The organism is Bacillus cihuensis, assembly GCF_000504145.1.
Lineage (GTDB): Bacteria > Bacillota > Bacilli > Bacillales > DSM-1321 > Peribacillus > Peribacillus huizhouensis.
This window is the reverse complement of the sequence record NZ_KI632495.1, coordinates 2,255,191-2,273,440: the sequence shown is the minus strand read 5'-3', so window position 1 is coordinate 2,273,440 and position 18,250 is coordinate 2,255,191. Positions and strand designations below refer to the sequence as shown.

The following is an 18,250-nucleotide window of genomic DNA, read 5'->3' as shown; positions in this document are numbered from 1 at the left end:
TAACCCTAACTTCACATAGTTAAGATAACAGAAGCGGAATATCCTTAGTAAGGAGCACAGCATTTGAATATAAAAGTAAATCAAAAAATTATTAAAGAAATGTGCGGTATAGTCTCCTTCAAAAGAGGAGACTCTTTTTATCGAGCTAATAAAGTTATATTTGATAAATATAGTCCCGAAGTTTGTGAAGCAACGGTAACGGGCATGGAAGATTTTCATGTCACGATTGAAAAGGATAAGAATGGTGGTTTGCGAACGAAATGCAGTTGCCCTTCTCTTGCTTCCTTTCAAAAGGACTGTCAACATATTGCAGCTGTTTTACTGTCGATTTACGAACATCAACGTCTAAGTACAATCCCTAGTATTCGAAGCGCTCGTAAGTTGGACTCTTCAACAAATCACACACTGGCAGAAGGATTACTGACCCTTTTCAATGACCAGCCTAAACGATCAAGCAGCCAACAGCTTCACTTTGAAAAAAGAAAAGTTCTTGATGTAGAGTTTATATGTAAACCCGTTAGAATAGGTAAGGGCGGGTATATGTTTGGAATAGAAGCCAAGGTTGGACCAACCGATGTGCACAATATCCGAGGTTTTCTGAAGCAAGTGCAAGAGAGCAACTCAGCCTTGCTTTCTAAATCATTTACGTACAATCCAAGCCTTCATTGCTTCCAAAAAGAGACAGATGCTGTGATTGGGCAGCTCATTCAAGTAATCCATGATGAAAGAGTGTATTTGGACGCGATGCCGGACAAATCAGATTATATAAGCCATCATCGTATATTACTGATTCCTCCATCTTCTTGGGACAAGATTTTTCCTATTCTTGAAAGAGCACCAATGGTGAAGCTTACGTATGATGGGAATTCGTTTGATGGTCTTCACTTAGTGAGAGAACCCCTACCATTACAGTTTGACTTTACGGAAACGGAAGGGAAAGGCTATCAACTGAAAATCAATGGACTGAATCGTATGATTGTGTTGAATTCATATAACGCTGTTCTATTTGAAGGAAAAGTCATCCAGTTGAAAAGTGAAGATTGCAAACGTCTTTCTGAACTAAAACAGATGCTAGATCAGCAAGGAACGAATCAAATTCCGATCCATGAGGAGCAAATCGATTTTTTTCTGGAAAAAGTGATTCCCGGTTTAAAAAAACTAGGTGATGTTCAAATATCTAGAGCTATTTCTGAGCGGTTTGTGAAGAAACCACTGATTGCCAAACTATACTTAGATCGTCTAAAAAATCGCCTGCTTGCTGGTTTAGAGTTTCACTATGAAAATATAATAATTAATCCATTGGAAAGTCGGGAACTCCGGGCAGTTTCAATGCTTATAAGGGATGTTGCGAAGGAGGAAGCGATATTAAAACTGATGGAGGACAGTTCGTTTGCCAAGACGGACGGTGGATATTTTTTGCAAAATGAAGAGTTGGAGTATGAGTTCTTGTACCACGTTCTACCCAAACTTCAAAAAATGGTTCAAATATATGCGACTACAGCAGTGAGAAATCGGATTTCTAAAGAGAATACTCGGCCACTGGTTAGGGTGAAGGTCAAAAAAGAACGGACCAATTGGCTAGAATTCAAATTTGAAATGGATGGCATTCCTGAAAAACAGATACGTGAGATTCTATTGGCTTTAGAGGAAAAGCGGAAGTATTATCGTTTACGGAACGGCTCACTACTCTCATTAGAAACAAGGGAATTTGAAGAAATTAACCGCTTTTTGCGTGCACTTCCGGTACAGAATGAAGATCTGGAAAATGGCTTGAATGTACCAATTGTTCGGGGTCTTAGGCTTCTTGATGCAGTTGATGATAGCCATGCGTTCACATTTGAAGAGTCATTTAGACAGTTCTTGGAAAACATCCGCGATCCTGGCAGCCTGGAGTTTGAGGTGCCAAAACATTTAGAGCCGGTCTTGCGGGACTATCAAAAACGCGGCTATAAATGGATGAAAACACTTGCCAGCTATGGATTCGGCGGAATTCTCGCAGATGATATGGGATTAGGTAAAACGCTGCAAAGCATCACATTTATTTTATCGGAGCTTCCTAACATTCGTAAAAAGAAGAGCCCAGCGCTTATTGTTTGTCCATCATCTTTGACGTATAACTGGCTAAGTGAAATCATAAAATTTGCTCCGGATGTACAAGCTCTTGTCGTTGATGGGAATAAAAAAGAACGTTTTAATATACAACAAGATATAACGGCTATGGATGTGATCATCACCTCCTATCCATTGTTGCGTAAGGACATTATTTGGTACGAAAAACAATCTTTTCACACTGTGTTTTTTGATGAGGCTCAAGTCTTTAAAAATCCTGTGACACAAACTGCACGATCGGTAAAGAAGATCCAAGCAGATTATCGCTTCGCCCTCACTGGCACACCGGTTGAAAATTCACTAGAGGAGCTGTGGTCTATTTTTCATGTTGTTTTCCCTGAACTATTCTTAGGGTTAAAGGAATATAGTAACCTCTCAAGAAAAACGATTGCCAGACGAATTCGACCATTTTTGCTTCGTAGGTTGAAAGAGGATGTACTTCCAGAGCTTCCTGAAAAAATCGAATCGATGGAATCCGTGGAGTTACTTCCGGATCAGAAGCAATTGTACGCTGCTTATTTGGCGAAGCTGCGACACGATACGTTAAAGCATCTGGACAAGGACACACTTCGAAAAAATCGAATTAAAATCCTGGCTGGCTTGACTCGGTTGCGACAGATTTGTTGTCACCCTGCTTTGTTTGTAGAGGGATATAAAGGAAGCTCAGCGAAATTTGAACAGCTGCTGCAGATTATTGAGGAATCAAAGCTTTCTGGAAGAAGGGTGTTGATTTTCTCACAATTTACGAAAATGCTTGAGCTTATAGGTAGAAAATTAACGATTCAAGACCTGCCTTTTTTCTATCTTGATGGGCAAACACCTTCGGAAGAGAGAGTAGAAATCTGCAATCGATTTAATGAAGGCGAACGAAATTTTTTCCTCATTTCCTTAAAGGCAGGCGGTACAGGACTCAATCTAACAGGGGCTGATACCGTTATCTTATATGACATTTGGTGGAATCCAGCTGTCGAAGAACAAGCTGCAGATCGTGCCCATCGCATGGGTCAGAAAAATAGCGTACAGGTTATCAAGCTTGTTGCCCGCGGCACAATCGAAGAAAAGATGAATGAACTGCAAGAGAAAAAGAAACATCTGATTTCAGAGATCATCGATTCTGAGGAGAAAGTATCGTCTACTCTTACTGAAGAGGACATTCGAGAAATATTGTCGATATAGAAGGAAACATACACTTAGAATCTTCTGATTCTAGGTGTATGTTTCTTTATTATTATCTATTAATTAAAAAATTCTGAAAAGTGAAATATATTTATTTGAAAAATCAGATTTATGTGATACCATGTAAATAGTTTAATATACTAAACCTAGTTTATTATTTTAAACTGAATGGCGTTGCATACAAGAAAAGGGGAAAGTTTTTATGACAGAAAAGTATTGGGTCCCTGCGATTGAAAGAGCAGATAAGATCTTAAAAGAAATCGGTGAATTTCCAAATCAGCTACGGTTAATTGATTTATCCAAGAAGTTGGAAATTAATAAGAGTTCATTATTCTCTTTGCTAAACACATTAGAAATGCTTAAGTGGGTGATCAAGGAGGATGGTGATACATATACACTTGGTCCGGCAATAGGAGGGTTTAGTGCAGCGTATTTCAAACAGTTCAATATCCTTCAATCATTTTATAAAGAAGCTGGCTCGTCCGTTGCTCTTATTAATGAACACATTCAACTTGGCGTTTTGGAAGAAGATAATGTGATGTATTTAGGGAAGATGGAAGGCGATTCAAGAGTAAGGCTTGTCACAGATCCAGGCATGAGATTTCCGGCCTATGCATCTGCAATCGGGAAAATTCAGTTGATTCAGTATTCAAAAGAAAAACTGTCTAAACTTTTCCAATCAACCAACTGGGAACGTAAGACGCCGTACACGATTTCAAACATTGATGATCTATACGCCAATATTCAAAAAGCAGGAAAAAATGGTTATGCGATTGAAAATCAGGAAGCCTCATTGGGATTCCATTGTGTTAGCGCACCAATTTATAATTTTGAAAACAAAATTATAGCTGGTGTTAGTTTTACGATGATGAGTAATAGTTGGGAGACAAAACAAGAGGCAGCTAGAGATGAAATTATTAAACTTGCGTCTCGATTATCCCGGAATGCAGGGTATACAGGTGACCTAGAGAAACGTTAGATAGAAATCAAGAAGTATTTGAATGAAAAGGAGCGAATAATCGTGCAAACCATATCAATTGAAAATACATTTAAAAACTTTATTAATAATGAATGGATCGATTCAGCGTCACAAGCAACACTTAAAAGTATTAATCCGGCTAATAAAGAAGAGGTAGTAGGTTTTGTTCAAAATTCAACAAAAGCGGATTTAGACCAAGCCGTTCAGGCAGCACATCATGCTAAAAAATCATGGAGAAAAATGGGTCAGGCACAAAGAGGTCAACTTTTATTTACAGTAGCCAATATTCTTGAGGAGAATTTGAACGAGATTGCTGAAACGATGACAAAGGAAATGGGGAAAACACTTCCTGAAGCAAAAGGAGAAACAGCACGCGGAGTGGCAATCCTTCGATACTATGCAGGAGAAGGGATGAGGAAAGACGGGGACGTTATTCCATCTTCTGATAAAGATGCGCTCATGTTTACGAAACGGACACCAGTTGGCGTTGTCGGAGTCATTACACCATGGAACTTTCCTGTAGCGATTCCAATATGGAAAATTGCACCTGCACTTGTATATGGCAATACAGTCGTGTTTAAACCAGCCACTGAAGCAGCTGTAACAGCGGCAAAAGTAGTCGATTGCTTTGCAAAAGCAGGTTTGCCAGATGGCGTATTGAACTTCATTACAGGGTCCGGCTCCGTCATTGGTCAAGAATTGATTGACCACCAACTTGTAAACGCTATCACCTTTACTGGTTCTGAAACCGTGGGTGAGGGTGTGGCAAAATCCGCAGCAGCACGTGGGGTAAAATTCCAATTAGAAATGGGTGGAAAAAACCCGGTTATTATTACGAAAGATGCTGATTTAGACGCTGCAGTTGAAGCTGTTATAAGCGGCGGTTTTCGTTCATCCGGCCAAAAATGTACAGCTTCAAGTCGAGTAATTGTTGAAGCGCCTGTCTATGATGTTTTCGTTGAAAAGTTAGTTCAAGAAACGAAGAAAATCACGGTAGGAGACGGCTTAAAAGAAGGAATCTGGATGGGACCTTGCGCAAGTGAAAGCCAGTTTAATACAGTGAGATCATATATAGAAATTGGAAAAGAAGAAGGGGCCACGCTCATCACTGGTGGAGAGACATTGTCTGGTGAGGACTTTGACAAAGGTTTTTATATTACACCAGCCATTTTTGGCGATGTAGAACAGAATATGAGAATTGCTCAAGAAGAAATTTTTGGACCAGTTATTGCTCTGATCCGAGCAACTGATTTAGAGGATGCGATTGAAATAGCGAATCATACGAAATATGGATTGAGTGCTTCCATTTTTACAACGAATATTGGTTCATTACTTGAATTCATTGATGAAATTGAAGCTGGCCTCGTTCGTATCAATGCAGAAAGTGCAGGAGTAGAGCTTCAAGCACCATTTGGCGGCATGAAAGCTTCAAGTACTGGAGGCCGAGAGCAAGGAGAAGCAGCAAAAGAATTTTATACGGCGATAAAAACCGTTTTTATCAAAGGGTAGTCATATGAACAAAGGGTCAGACCCCGCAAAAACTAAATATAGGATAAGAAAAGTGTAGGAAGCGCTGCATACGGATTTAACGTGTGAGGTCAAGCAAAGGGTCAGACTCGCATAAACTAAATACAGTATTAGAAAAGTGTATGAAGTATCACATACTGGTTTAGCGTGCGAGGTCGGACCCTTAACTATATATAATAGAAAGAAGGAATATAAACATGAAAGAATCACGTGAATTATTGGAAAAACTCGGTTATCCTTCCAAAGACTTAACAGAGCTACCAACTTCAACGAAGACTTTTCCAGACGGTGCCCAATACCGCGTGGAACTTCCGAGTGTTGAAGGACCGGTTGCGTTAAGAGAAACATTAAAAGAAATTGATCGATACGGATTAACCATTCATCGCATCTCGCAAGGAAGCGGTATCATGCTTCAAACAGATGATGAAATAAAGGAAATGTGCCAACTGACTGCAGAAAGAGGGATGGAGCTTAGCTTATTCGTTGGACCTCGTGGCACTTGGGATATTAGTGCTCAACCACTAACAAGCGGCGGGAAATCCATTGCATTACGTCATGAAGGGGCAGATCAACTCGTTTACGCCATGGAAGATTTAAAAAGAGGCGCTAAACTTGGATTACGTGGCGCATTAGTAGCCGATGAAGGACTATTAAAGCTAACAAAAGAAATGAAAAAAGCTGGCCAATTGCCAGAAGACTTTGTAGTGAAAGCATCCGTGCAAGTAGGTGCTGCCAATCCGGTTTCGGTTAAACTTATGGAAGACCTTGGTGCGGATACTTACAACGTTCCGACAGCACTCACTTTGTCAAAACTCGTTTCGATTCGTCAAGCGATTGATATACCGATAGATTTATATGTAGAAGTTCCCGATAACTTAGGCGGTTTCCTTCGTTATTATGAAATTCCGGAAATCATTCGTGTATTAGCTCCGGTGTATATTAAATTTGGTCTCAGAAATCATCCAGATGTCTACCCTTCAGGAAAACAGTGGGAAAGTACGAATATATCATTAGTTCAAGAGCGCGTCCGCCGTGCCGCAATAGGACTTCAAATGATTGAACGTTATTATCCAGAAGCCAAAACATCAAAACTTGGTGCCGAAGGTCTTGGCATTGCACAGACTGATACAATCGCTACGCCATAACGTATACGAGATTCATGTGATAGACAGTGAAAGGTTATTTGAAAAAAATTAATAACAGATGGGAGACAAGCTGAATGAAACTTATATCATTTCGTAATCAATCAAAAACGCGTATTGGTGTGATAAAGGAAGATAAAATTCTAGACGTACAGGCTTTACATGAGAAGTATAAAAATCAGATTTCAGTAGATTCTTTCGAATTCCCTACTGATTTAAAACAACTTATTGAAATGAATGAAAAATCCATTCCATATGTTGAACAACTTATTGAGTCTCACGGACGGGAAAACTTGGATCATTCATTTTCTCTTTCAGAAGTAGAGATTATGGCGCCAATTTCACAACCAGAAAAAATCATTTGTGTCGGTTTAAATTATTTGGACCATTGTAAAGAAACGGGGTTAGAGCCACCGTTATCGCCAGTCATTTTTTCAAAATATGCAAATGCGATCATTGGTGAAAAAGAGGCGATTGAAATCCCTGTTAATTCTGAGCAAGTCGATTTTGAAGCGGAATTGGTTGTTGTAATTGGTAAGGAAGCGAAACGAATTACGGAAGAAGAAGCTGCAGAATACATATTTGGCTATACAATCATGAATGATGTAAGTGCTAGAGATCATCAATTCTCTGATGGCCAATGGACGCGCGGTAAATCTGCAGATACCTTTGCACCCATCGGACCGGCAATAGTTACGAAAGGTCAAGTAGTTGACCCTCATAATCTGGACATCTCTTTGAAGTTGAATGGTGAAGTGATGCAACAATCGAATACGAAAAATCTGATCTTCAGGATTCCCTACATCGTATCCTATTTATCTCAATCGATGACATTGAAGCCTGGTGATCTCATTGCAACAGGTACTCCGCCTGGTGTGGGCATGGGAAGAGAGCCGAAAGTTTGGCTAAAAGATGGAGATCGAGTGTCTATAACAATCGAGAACATTGGAACACTTAATAATTCCGTTAAAAAGTTAAGTATAGTAGAAGATAAGAGTAAAGAAAATTTAACTACTAGAGTCTAACTCAGCAGCGATTGATCGTTAAAATGCATGTTAATAAGTCTGAATATTCAATAATTAATTGAAATAGAAATAGTTACGGATTCTTAGCGATTACTAATTATTCAATGAATGTTGATGTCTAGCTCCAGGCGTCCTCTACTTGTTTCGTACATATGGCGCCTTGTGCTTTTTTAGAATTAATATTGATATTGGAGGATGCAATATGCAAATTAAGAAGTCAATCGATAAAATTCCCGGTGGTCTAATGGTCGTACCACTTCTTCTAGGTGCCTTATTAAATACAATCGATCAACTGCATATCCCATTTATTATGAACATATTAAAAACGCTAGGGGTTGCAGCTACTGAATCCGGTTATTATGAGTTTTTTAAAATCGGTGGCTTTTCACAAGCCCTATTCAAAGATGGAGCTTTGACTTTATGTGCTCTTTTCTTATTTTGTGCAGGTAGTCAAATGAATTTCCGAGTAGGCGGAAAAGCGTTGAAAAAAGGCGTCATTTTAACTGCAACCAAGTATTTAGCCGGTGTTGTGGTCGGAATTGTTTGGGGGCTGTTATCAGATCCTGTCAACGGTTTCCTCGGATTGTCAACTCTCGCAATTATTGCTGCAATGACAAATGGGAATGGTGGAATGTATGCAGCATTGACAGGGCAATACGGCAATCGTTCTGATGTAGGTGCGACAGCCGTTCTTTCACTTAATGATGGCCCGTTTTTTACATTAATGGCTCTTGGAATGATGGGAGCAAACTTTCCAATCATTGCCTTTATTGCAGTTCTCTTACCGATTTTGATAGGAATGTTGCTAGGGAATCTCGATAGTACAATACGCGAATTCTTAGCAGCCGGTGAATCTCTCGTTATTCCTTTCTTTGCTTTTGCATTAGGTGCTGGGATGAACTTGTCGAACTTTTTTAATCCAGAAGTGGTCGGTGCGGGTATTGCACTTGCTGTAATGACGGTTCTATTTTCAGGTGGAGCTATGGCGCTTGCTTTCAAGATATTTCGCGAGAAAAGTTATATTGCACCTTGGGCAGAGGCCTCTACTGCTGGGAATGCAGTTGCTACACCTGCAGCCATTGCCGCAGCAGCTTCGGTAGCAGCGGGATCTGGATTAATGACATCACAAGAAGCATTAGTTTATCAGAATCTATCGAGTGTGGCTACTGCTCAAATCTCAATTGCATCAATCTCGACAGCACTACTAGTTCCCGTTGCTGTTATTCTTGCAGATAAATATCAGAGACGCAAAGGGATTGATGGAAAAGAAGAGTTTCAGCGAAAGAATAAAGAACGGAACATTGAGAATCCTGCAGCCCCTGTGAAGATGTAAGAGTTTGATTTGGATATACCAAAATAAGTAAACGGGTTATAATTGTGCGTAAAATACAGAATAATCTGATGTTTAATCCGTAAATAAGAAAGGTGAGATCATGTATGGACTATTCTTTTGAAGGCTATTTAAGAAATGACGGAACTGCTGGAACGAGGAATTATATTGGCGTTGTATGTTCTGTCGTGTGTTCTAGTGTGATTGCTAAGGAAATTTCAGAAAGTGTACCTGGGACTATTCCGATAATCCATTCAAATGGATGTGCCCAACTTGGTGATGATTTTCAACTAACAAAAAATATGTTGGTCGGTATTTCAGCTAATCCAAATCTTTATTCGGCACTTCTTGTAGGATTAGGCTGTGAGACGAATCAAGTTAGCGGATTACTAAAAAGCATTCCGAAAACAAAGCCAATAGAAGGAATCGGCATCCAACAATTAGCAGGTGGAGAAAATACAACAAAAAAAGGTGTGCAGATTGTTGAACAATGGGCAAAGGAAGCGGCAGCAATGAAAAGAGAGAATCTTCCGCTTTCTTCTTTGACTGTTGGGATTGTAACTGTTGATATCGATGAGGATTCATTGAAAAGAATAGTTCCTGTAGTAGGGAAAGTAATCGATTTATTAGTTGAAAATGATGCGACAGTGATGATGGGACTTACAGATACTTTAGAGCCGGCTGGTTTATTATTGGCAGAACGCACAAACAGTCAAGAGGCAAAAGATAAACTAAGAAAGTTGGAAGAAGGATTACACCGGAAACGTTGGAAAGAAATTCATAAAGACCAAAGTGCTGCTCGCAGTTTCTCAAAAGAAGAAAAATTATTAGCTGCTCTTGAAGCTCAAATGACAGGGACTAGTCCAATTGAAAGTCTACTTGGCTATAATGAGAAGCCGAAAGAGAAAGGGCTACATCTTATCGTTGGTACGAGCAATATGGTAGAGACTTTTTCTAATATGGCCTCAAGTGGATGTAATCTAGTGATCGTTGTGAGTAGCCGAGGAATCTTGACAGGTTCAGTCGCTCTGCCGTGTATGACAATTACACCGCAAAATCCATATGGCTCATTTGATGAACTAGTCGATTATACAATAACCGAAGAGGATCCTTCTGTTCAAGTGGAAAAAGTCATGAAAGAGCTAGTAGAAATCTCTTCAGGAAAACAAACGAGTCTTGAAAAGTTGGAACTAGGCGAGTTTTCTATTCCACATGTAGGAACAACATTTTAATAGAGGAGAAGGAGGATGGGGAATGGACAAAAAATATAATGCACTCAAATTAAATCCGAACGACAATGTGGCAGTTGCATTGAAAAATTTAAAATCAGGCGAGCTGCTTTCTATACAAGGTGAAAAGGACCAAATAAAGGTGATGGAAGATATTTCATACGGGCATAAAGTGGCTACCTCTTATATTAAGAATGAAGGAAAAATCATGAAGTATGGAGAGTGCATGGGAATTGCGACAGCAGAAATATCTCCTGGGTTTCATGTCCATGTTTTCAATGTTCGTGGTCTTAAAAATGAAGAAAGAGATCATTCTTTTATAGATCATGTTGATACATTCAGTTCTTGAAAACTAATTGAATAAGGTAATTATACGCTCAAATTAATTGAGGAAGGGGCAATACAATGCAAACATTCGAAGGGTATCGAAGACCAAATGGCAGTATAGGGGTCAGAAATCATGTAATTGTCATGAATACAGTAGGTGAATTGGCGAGTTTCACCAAAAAAATAGCTCAGCTCGTTCCAGGTGTGATTCCAGTCGTCCACCAAGGAGGGCAAGCTCAGTTCCCCGAAGATTATAAGCAGACAATCCGGACTTTAAAAGGGACTGCGGGACATCCAAATGTAAGTAGCGCCCTATTTTTAGGCATGGGTGATGACCCACTTGCAAAAGAGCTTGAAGAACTTTTAAAAGATGAAAATCATCATGTTCATGCCATTTATTTTAATAAAGATAAGCCTGTTAGTGAGGTCCTTAAAGAAGGGAAACAATGGCTAGAAGAAGCAATGGATAGAAGTAAAACTGAAAAGACAGAAACAGCTGATGTTACTGAGCTAATCATTGGACTTGAATGTGGTGGATCAGATGCATGGTCAGGGATTACCGCAAATCCGGCGATTGGAGCATGTTCCGATTTTATTGTAAGAGATGGCGGGACTAGTATTCTAGCGGAAACAACAGAAGCCATCGGTGCCGAACATATTTTGGCAAAGCGAGCCATAGATCCTGAAGTAGGTAAGAAATTTCTTAAAATAGTAAAAGAATATGAAGAAAGAATCAAAGACACGGGTGAAGATATTAGGTCAGCAAATCCGACTCCAGGAAATATGGCAGGGGGATTAACGACCTTAGAAGAAAAATCTTTAGGTTGTATTAAAAAAGGCGGAAATTCAACGTTAATGGAAGTAATTGATTACGCCGAAGCACCATCGAAAAAAGGGTTTATCTTCATGGATACACCTGGATATGACGTAGAATCGGTAGCCGGCCTTGCGGCTGGTGGAGCACAGATTGTTTTATTCTCCACTGGAAAGGGTTCTCCAACAGGCTCACCAATCGTTCCTGTCATCAAAATTGGCACAAATCCAAGACTATATGAAATCATGTCAGAGCATATTGATGTGAATGCTGGAAAAATAATCGAAGGGAAAAACACGATTGAGGAAATAGGCGAAGAAATTTACCAAAAAATAATGGCAACAGCGAATGGTTCGATGACTGCATCTGAAAAACATAAAAATCAAGAATTCGCGATTTGGAGATTGGCAGAAACGATATAAAGGGATCATGAACGAAACTAGCTCTTTGCTCGTAATTTAGTAGGTTAATTTAGTTAGACTAAAATGACAACTATAACTTATGAAATGAGCTAGATTAATAAAGTATGCCACAAAATAAGTAGATTTAACGTTTTAATGGGGAAAATTTCAAGTTAGAATCGTGGTTGAAAGAAGAACTGAGCTAAGAGGTTATCTGAAAACACCCATAAGCGTCTGCTCTAAAGCCCAACGATGAAAAAGAAAAAGGTTCAGGGCTTATAAACTGTATCACCTTATGAAGGTTGCGGCACGGAGCTGAATTTGCAGAGCCCCGCACCTTTTCCGCAAAAGAACGTTAATTGCAAATTTTCAGGCATTGCATTTTTGCTTCAACATGGTATGATGACAGTAACTAAATATACATTGCACTAGGGGAGTCTTTAAGAGGCTGAGATGGAACTTTGTTCTAGACCCTTTGAACCTGAACCGGATCATGCTGGCGGAGGGAAGTGGAGATATTAGCTTAGCTAGTTTATATGTGAATATCTACCCCTTTCCTATTTCAGGAAGGGGGTTTTTGGTTTTGTTTAAAAGTTTCGTTTTCTCACTACAACGATTTTCCTAGCAAATGTATAAAACAGATGAAAAGGAGATGAAATGGTGAATTCGATTAGAAAACTTTCACTTACTGCCATGATTACAGCATTAACAGCACTGACTAGTTCCTTTGTTTTTATTCCAATGGGTTTTGCTAAAATCTTTCCGATCCAACACTTAGCGAACGTATTAACGGCCGTTATGTTAGGGCCTGGCTATGCCATTGCTCAAGCTTTGCTCGTCTCAATCATTCGAAACATGGCAGGAACGGGTTCTATCTTTGCTTTTCCAGGCAGTATGATTGGGGCTTTGCTTGCAGGACTATTATTCAGGTATACAAAAAAGATTGGTTTTGCTTGTCTAGGTGAAGTTATAGGTACGGGGATTATTGGGGCACTTGCTTGTTATCCACTTGCCTTGTTGTTTTTAGGAAAAAAAGTTGCTTTGTTTGGCTTTTTACCCGCATTTTCAATTAGTTCTTTAGCAGGCGCAAGTATTGCGTTTATATTATTAAAGGTTTTCTTGAAAAATAAATATTTGGAGGGGTTACTATATGAAAACAGCACTTACAATCGCAGGCTCTGATTCAGGAGGGGGAGCAGGAATTCAAGCTGACTTAAAAACATTCTCTGCACATCATGTGTTTGGTATGTCTGTTATCACAGCTGTTACCGCCCAAAATACGGTAGAGGTTCGTTCGATTCAAACGATGAGCAAAGAAATTATTCGCGACCAGATATCAGCAGTGTTCGACGATATTGAAGTTCATGCTGTGAAAATTGGGATGCTTGGTTCGGCTGAAACGATTGAAACGGTTGCCAAAACGCTACATACATATAAGCCGCAGCATATTATCCTTGATCCAGTCATGATTTCTAAAAGCGGGCATCATCTACTTGAAATGGACGCTGTAGAAGCATTGAAAAAGCTATTGATACCAATGGCAACGATCGTGACTCCGAATCTACCAGAGGCGGAAACGTTATCAGGGAAAACGATTCAATCCAAACAAGATATATATGAAGCTTGCCAGATCATCGAGCAATTAGGAGCGAGAGCAATCTTGTTAAAAGGAGGACATTCTGCCGGAGATCCAAACGACCTTTTTTATGATGGAGCTAATTATATATGGTTAAGGAGTGAAAGAATTTCAACGAAAAATACTCATGGTACAGGCTGTACACTTTCATCAGCGATTGCCGCTAACTTAGCAAACGGACTTGGAATCGAGGATGCAATCCGTCAAGCAAAAGAATATATTACGCAAGCTATCCGTGACAGCTTTGCCATCGGAAAAGGACATGGGCCAGTCAATCATTTCTATCAATTTCAGAAAGTTCATCAATCATAATGGAACTTCCATCAATGTTTTTTTACCTTCGCACTGACGGTTCGTTAATGCGGGATAAAGTGAAACTTCAATTAGTGGGGCATCCCCTACTAATTGTTAGTTGAACCAATCGGGCTTTTACGGGCAGTTATCTCCACACGCTTCTTAGATTTCTCTAAGCCCTGAAGTGGAGGTTACTGCCCGTTAATGCGGGATAAAGTGAAACTTCAATTAGTGGGGCATCCCCTACTAATTGTTAGTTGAACCAATCGGGCTTTTACGGACAGTTATCTCCACCTACGCTTCTTAGATTTCTCTAGGCCCTGAAGTGGGGGTTACTGCCCGTTAATGGGGGATAAAGTGAAACTTCAATAAGTGGGGGGCATCCCCCACTAATTGTTAGTTGAACCAATCAGGCTTTTACGGGCAGTTATCTCCACCTACGCTTCTTAGATTTCTCTGAGCCCTGAAGTGGGGGTTACTGCCCGTTAATGGGGGATAAAGTGAAACTTCAATAAGTGGGGGGCATCCCCCACTAATTGTTAGTTGAACCAATCGGGCTTTTACGGGCAGTTATCTCCACCTATGCTTCTTAGTACCTCTAAGCCTTGAGGTGGGGGTTACTGTCCGTTAATGCGGGATAAATCTGGAGGGGATTATTATGCTAAAAAGAATTGAAGTATTATTTAAGAAAGTTCGAAATGTAAATCCACTTGTTCATCATATAACCAATTCTGTCACAATCAATGATTGTGCGAATATTACTCTTGCTATTGGCGGCTCTCCTGTTATGGCATCAAGTGTGAATGAGGCCGCAGATATGGCGAAAATCGCTCATGCACTAGTCATCAATTTAGGGACGCTGAACGCGGATTCCTGTGAAGCAATGATTCTAGCTGGAAAAGCAGCTAACTCTGCTAACATACCGGTTATACTTGATCCTGTTGGAGCTGGGGCAACACCTTATCGAATCGAGATGGCTGAAAAAATTCTTCAAGAAGTGAAGATGAGCATTATTAGAGGGAATGCCAGTGAAATTTATAGTTTAATAGGAGGCCAAAGTCAGACAAAGGGCGTGGATTCAGGTATGGTGTCTCTTTCAGGAGCGGACCTTGCTGTCAAAGCAGCAGTAGAACTAAACAGTACAATCGTTGTAAGTGGTAGAACAGATGCAATTAGTAACGGTGAAACGACTGTTATAGTGAACAATGGTGATCCCCTATTGACAAAAGTGACAGGTACAGGCTGTATGGCGACATCCTTAATTGGCAGCTTTGCTGGCGTAACAGATCAGATGCTTGACGCAGCAGTAGCGGGAATATCTGTCATGAGTATTGCTGGCGAATTAACGAAAAGCAAGCTATTAGAAGGAGAAGGAACAGGTACTTTCCGAGTGAAATTAGTCGATACGATATCACTGATGAACGGAGAGATTTGGATGAAGGAGGTACAAATAAATGAGTACGCTACGAGATAATCTTAGTCTTTACCTTGTCACAGAAGAATCAATTCCGCTTGAGAAACTTGAGCAAATTATTGAAGAAGCTATTCTTGGAGGAGTTACAGCTGTTCAATTAAGAGAAAAAAACTCGGATGGAAAAATCTTTTATGAAAAAGCGTTAAAAATTAAACAATTACTTGCCAACTATTCCATCCCGCTTTTCATAAATGATCGCGTGGATCTTGCACTTGCTGTCGGAGCGGATGGTATTCATATTGGGCAAGGTGATATTCCTTTATCTGTTGTGAAGCAATTAGTTCCTATGTCTATGAAGATTGGCGTCTCCGTTAAAAATGTCCAACAAGCCTTGAAAGCTGAGGCAGACGGAGCTGATTATATTGGGGTAGGTTCTGTCTTTCCAACTTCAACAAAAAAAGATGCTTCGATGCTACAGCATGGAGTGCTTAACATGATTTGCCAAGCTGTTACCATTCCAGCAGTTGCGATTGGCGGCATAACCTCCGCAAATCTTCCCCAAATTCTCAATAGCGGTATTTCTGGTGCAGCGATTGTATCGGCAATAATGAAAGCAGATGATCCGAGAAAAGCGGCGGAAATGCTAAAAAAACAAATGACGACAGCCATAGTCCAATAATGAAAGGAATTAAACCATACAACTCCTTTATATCGTTTATTCCGCATTAACTGGCAGTAAGACCTCCACCTCAAGGCTAAGAGGAATCGAAGAAGCATAGGTGGGGGGATAACTGCCCGTATTAGCCCGATTGGTGAGATACAGTGAAACTTACCTTTGTGATCTTCAAAGATTTAGTTGAGGCCCACAGGATGTGGGTCACACAAACGATGTCGCAGGATGGGCCGTACTTAGTTTGGGAATCATTGAATCGGGTTCATAGTATCGTTATATCTACACAGTAGCGGAGAGATAGCGTTGTAGAACGGGACTAACGATTAGTGGGGGATGAAGAAAACCCCCACTGATTGAAGTTTCACTTTATCTGTCGGTAAAGTGTATAGAGTGTGAGGACATAATCTATAGAATAACTTTTTGTTTCTTTTACATTTCACCAAGATAAAACAATCTGATTGAAATACATAGTAGTGGCAACAATCAAATGTATACTAGTCCTTCTGGTGTAGCGCCAATGATATTTCCTGAAGAAATCGCTAAAAACAAAATGCGAAAGTTTATGAAGATGAATTTCACGAAAGATTAGTCTAAACATAGGTATAATGCTCATGACTTTTAATAGTTAAACATCTACTTACTATTTTTTAGTACTAGAATAAAAGATAAAAACCCGAGTCATTTACACTAGAATCACGTAGTAAATCCTATACGTTTTAATCATTGTGAGACAATTTAGATGTTTTAGTGGCCCATATAGGCTGTCCAATTTTGAATTGGAACTAAAGGCGCTTCTTGTTTCTGTAGTTTGGCCCGTAATCATTATAGTTTTTCCATGTTAAAACGAATTGCTTTAGCTGCTTCTATCGCCATTTGTTTCGCTTCTTCTTTATTATATGAGGAGGCTAACACGTATCCATAACGATCTCCCATTGATAAAGGGGGCCGTAATATCTTTCCTTTGCGTGGTTTTATAAAAACTTCTTGCACTCCTGGATATTTACTAGCACGATTTTTCCCGGTAACACTAACCAATTTACCCTCAATATCTACAGTTAGATAATGTACATACACGTACTTACGATGTTTTTTCGTAAGATTCGGTTGATTTCCTAAAAATATCTGAATCGTTTCTTCTACTAAATTAATGCCATACCCCACCTCAATCAGGCGATTCATAGCACCACCAGAAATTCTAGGGTTAATCTCGATTAATTTCCATCTCCCTCGAACGTGACGCAATTCGAGGTGACACGCACCATTTTTCATGTCAAATGCTTCTACAATTGTACAAACTGTTTCATAGAGATGATCAAAAAACGGTTTGTCCATATAAGCTAACAAGCTATATCCTGTTACGATAAAACGTTCTTTGAACGTAATTTCTTGTTCAATAACAGCTACAATAGTAATAGTACCATCGTGTACTACTGTTTCAACTAAATATTGAGGTCCAGTTAAAAATTCTTCAATTAAAATAGGTGTATCTTTATACTTGTTTAGTAGTTTTTTCATTGCTAAGTTTAATTGATAGATATCATTTGCCAGTAAGACATCCTTTGATCCAGCAGAAATGGGGGATTTCACTATTAATGGTAGATGGTTTTTTTGTTCATTAAGGAAATCTTTTAAGGAGTCTTCTGATGTATAAATGGCAAAGTAAGGAGAAGATCGGAGGTTTTTTAGAAGATTTCTTGTTAAAACTTTATCTTCCATATTCAGAATTGGATTAACAGAATCAACGTTTGTACAGAACTTTTCCTCTAACGATACGGCGATATTTACATAAGGATCTATAAAGCTTAAGATTGTCTGAATCACTAGTCCGCGATTTATTAATTCTTGAATACTGTTTGTTAATGCCTGATAATCAGATAGCTCTGTGAATATCATTTGATGAACATCAGGAAATTCTAATCTTTGTTCTAGAAATTGCTGTTTATTTGTAAATAGAACGGTCAAATAGCCAAGGCGCTCTGCAGCTTTTATCGCTTCTCTGCTCGAACCTGATTTATTAGAGCCAATAAAGATAATCGTATTCATAAAGTCATGTTATCCCACCCGTCTCAATTGAATAAAATCTATACTATAGAATATATAAATAGGTCCAATATTGTTCGCCGTGATTTAAAAAATAGGAATAAAGACTAGCTTTGTTTTATATTTTTAAAGAA

At 39.4% G+C, this 18,250-nt stretch carries 14 protein-coding genes and 1 riboswitch; of the genes, 13 read left to right on the top strand and 1 reads right to left on the bottom strand.

Features of this window, described 5'->3' with window-relative positions; genetic code table 11:
* Window positions 1-63: 63 nt before the first annotated feature.
* The 13 genes from V179_RS0116665 to thiE all read left to right on the top strand — a co-directional run bounded on the left by V179_RS0116665 (window position 64) and on the right by thiE (window position 16,082).
* Window positions 64-3,285, top strand: coding sequence for a DEAD/DEAH box helicase (locus V179_RS0116665; RefSeq protein WP_028392490.1), 3,222 nt, complete (start codon window positions 64-66; stop codon window positions 3,283-3,285).
* 202 nt (window positions 3,286-3,487) lie between these two features.
* Entirely contained in the window at window positions 3,488-4,264 is a 777-nt protein-coding gene (locus V179_RS0116660; RefSeq protein WP_028392489.1) for an IclR family transcriptional regulator, read from the top strand.
* Between the two features lie 42 nt (window positions 4,265-4,306).
* Window positions 4,307-5,773, top strand: a complete 1,467-nt coding sequence (gene gucD, locus V179_RS0116655; RefSeq protein WP_028392488.1) for an alpha-ketoglutaric semialdehyde dehydrogenase GucD — start codon at window positions 4,307-4,309, stop codon at window positions 5,771-5,773.
* A 215-nt stretch (window positions 5,774-5,988) separates the two neighbouring features.
* Complete coding sequence (locus tag V179_RS0116650) at window positions 5,989-6,936, top strand: U32 family peptidase (RefSeq protein WP_028392487.1); 948 nt, start codon at window positions 5,989-5,991, stop codon at window positions 6,934-6,936.
* 74 nt (window positions 6,937-7,010) lie between these two features.
* Window positions 7,011-7,958 carry a fumarylacetoacetate hydrolase family protein gene (locus V179_RS0116645; RefSeq protein ID WP_028392486.1) on the top strand — a complete coding sequence of 316 codons (948 nt, stop codon included), beginning with the start codon at window positions 7,011-7,013 and terminating at the stop codon, window positions 7,956-7,958.
* 202 nt (window positions 7,959-8,160) lie between these two features.
* Complete coding sequence (locus V179_RS0116640) at window positions 8,161-9,291, top strand: 2-keto-3-deoxygluconate permease (RefSeq protein ID WP_028392485.1); 1,131 nt, start codon at window positions 8,161-8,163, stop codon at window positions 9,289-9,291.
* A 104-nt stretch (window positions 9,292-9,395) separates the two neighbouring features.
* Window positions 9,396-10,520: a UxaA family hydrolase gene (locus tag V179_RS0116635; protein ID WP_028392484.1), complete on the top strand. Its 1,125-nt coding sequence runs from the start codon at window positions 9,396-9,398 to the stop codon at window positions 10,518-10,520.
* 22 nt (window positions 10,521-10,542) lie between these two features.
* A complete protein-coding gene (locus tag V179_RS28185; protein WP_051404991.1) occupies window positions 10,543-10,866 on the top strand; it encodes a UxaA family hydrolase in 324 nt (107 codons plus the stop codon).
* 56 nt (window positions 10,867-10,922) lie between these two features.
* Window positions 10,923-12,080: a UxaA family hydrolase gene (locus tag V179_RS0116625; RefSeq protein WP_028392483.1), complete on the top strand. Its 1,158-nt coding sequence runs from the start codon at window positions 10,923-10,925 to the stop codon at window positions 12,078-12,080.
* A 399-nt stretch (window positions 12,081-12,479) separates the two neighbouring features.
* Window positions 12,480-12,584, top strand: a riboswitch (TPP riboswitch).
* 135 nt (window positions 12,585-12,719) lie between these two features.
* A complete protein-coding gene (thiW, locus tag V179_RS0116620) occupies window positions 12,720-13,241 on the top strand; it encodes an energy coupling factor transporter S component ThiW (RefSeq protein WP_028392482.1) in 522 nt (173 codons plus the stop codon).
* Complete coding sequence (gene thiD / locus V179_RS0116615; RefSeq protein WP_028392481.1) at window positions 13,210-14,007, top strand: bifunctional hydroxymethylpyrimidine kinase/phosphomethylpyrimidine kinase; 798 nt, start codon at window positions 13,210-13,212, stop codon at window positions 14,005-14,007. The genes thiW and thiD overlap by 32 nt, the downstream gene beginning before the upstream one ends.
* A gap of 640 nt (window positions 14,008-14,647) precedes the next feature.
* On the top strand, window positions 14,648-15,463 hold the full coding sequence (thiM, locus tag V179_RS0116610) for a hydroxyethylthiazole kinase (RefSeq protein ID WP_034301279.1): 816 nt from the start codon (window positions 14,648-14,650) through the stop codon (window positions 15,461-15,463).
* Window positions 15,444-16,082, top strand: a complete 639-nt coding sequence (gene thiE, locus V179_RS0116605; RefSeq protein WP_028392479.1) for a thiamine phosphate synthase — start codon at window positions 15,444-15,446, stop codon at window positions 16,080-16,082. Before thiM ends, thiE begins: the two co-directional genes overlap by 20 nt.
* A gap of 816 nt (window positions 16,083-16,898) precedes the next feature.
* Here thiE and V179_RS0116600 read toward each other — a convergent pair.
* On the bottom strand, window positions 16,899-18,119 hold the full coding sequence (locus V179_RS0116600) for an ATP-grasp domain-containing protein (RefSeq protein WP_028392478.1): 1,221 nt from the start codon (window positions 18,117-18,119) through the stop codon (window positions 16,899-16,901).
* Between the last annotated feature and the right edge of the window lie 131 nt (window positions 18,120-18,250).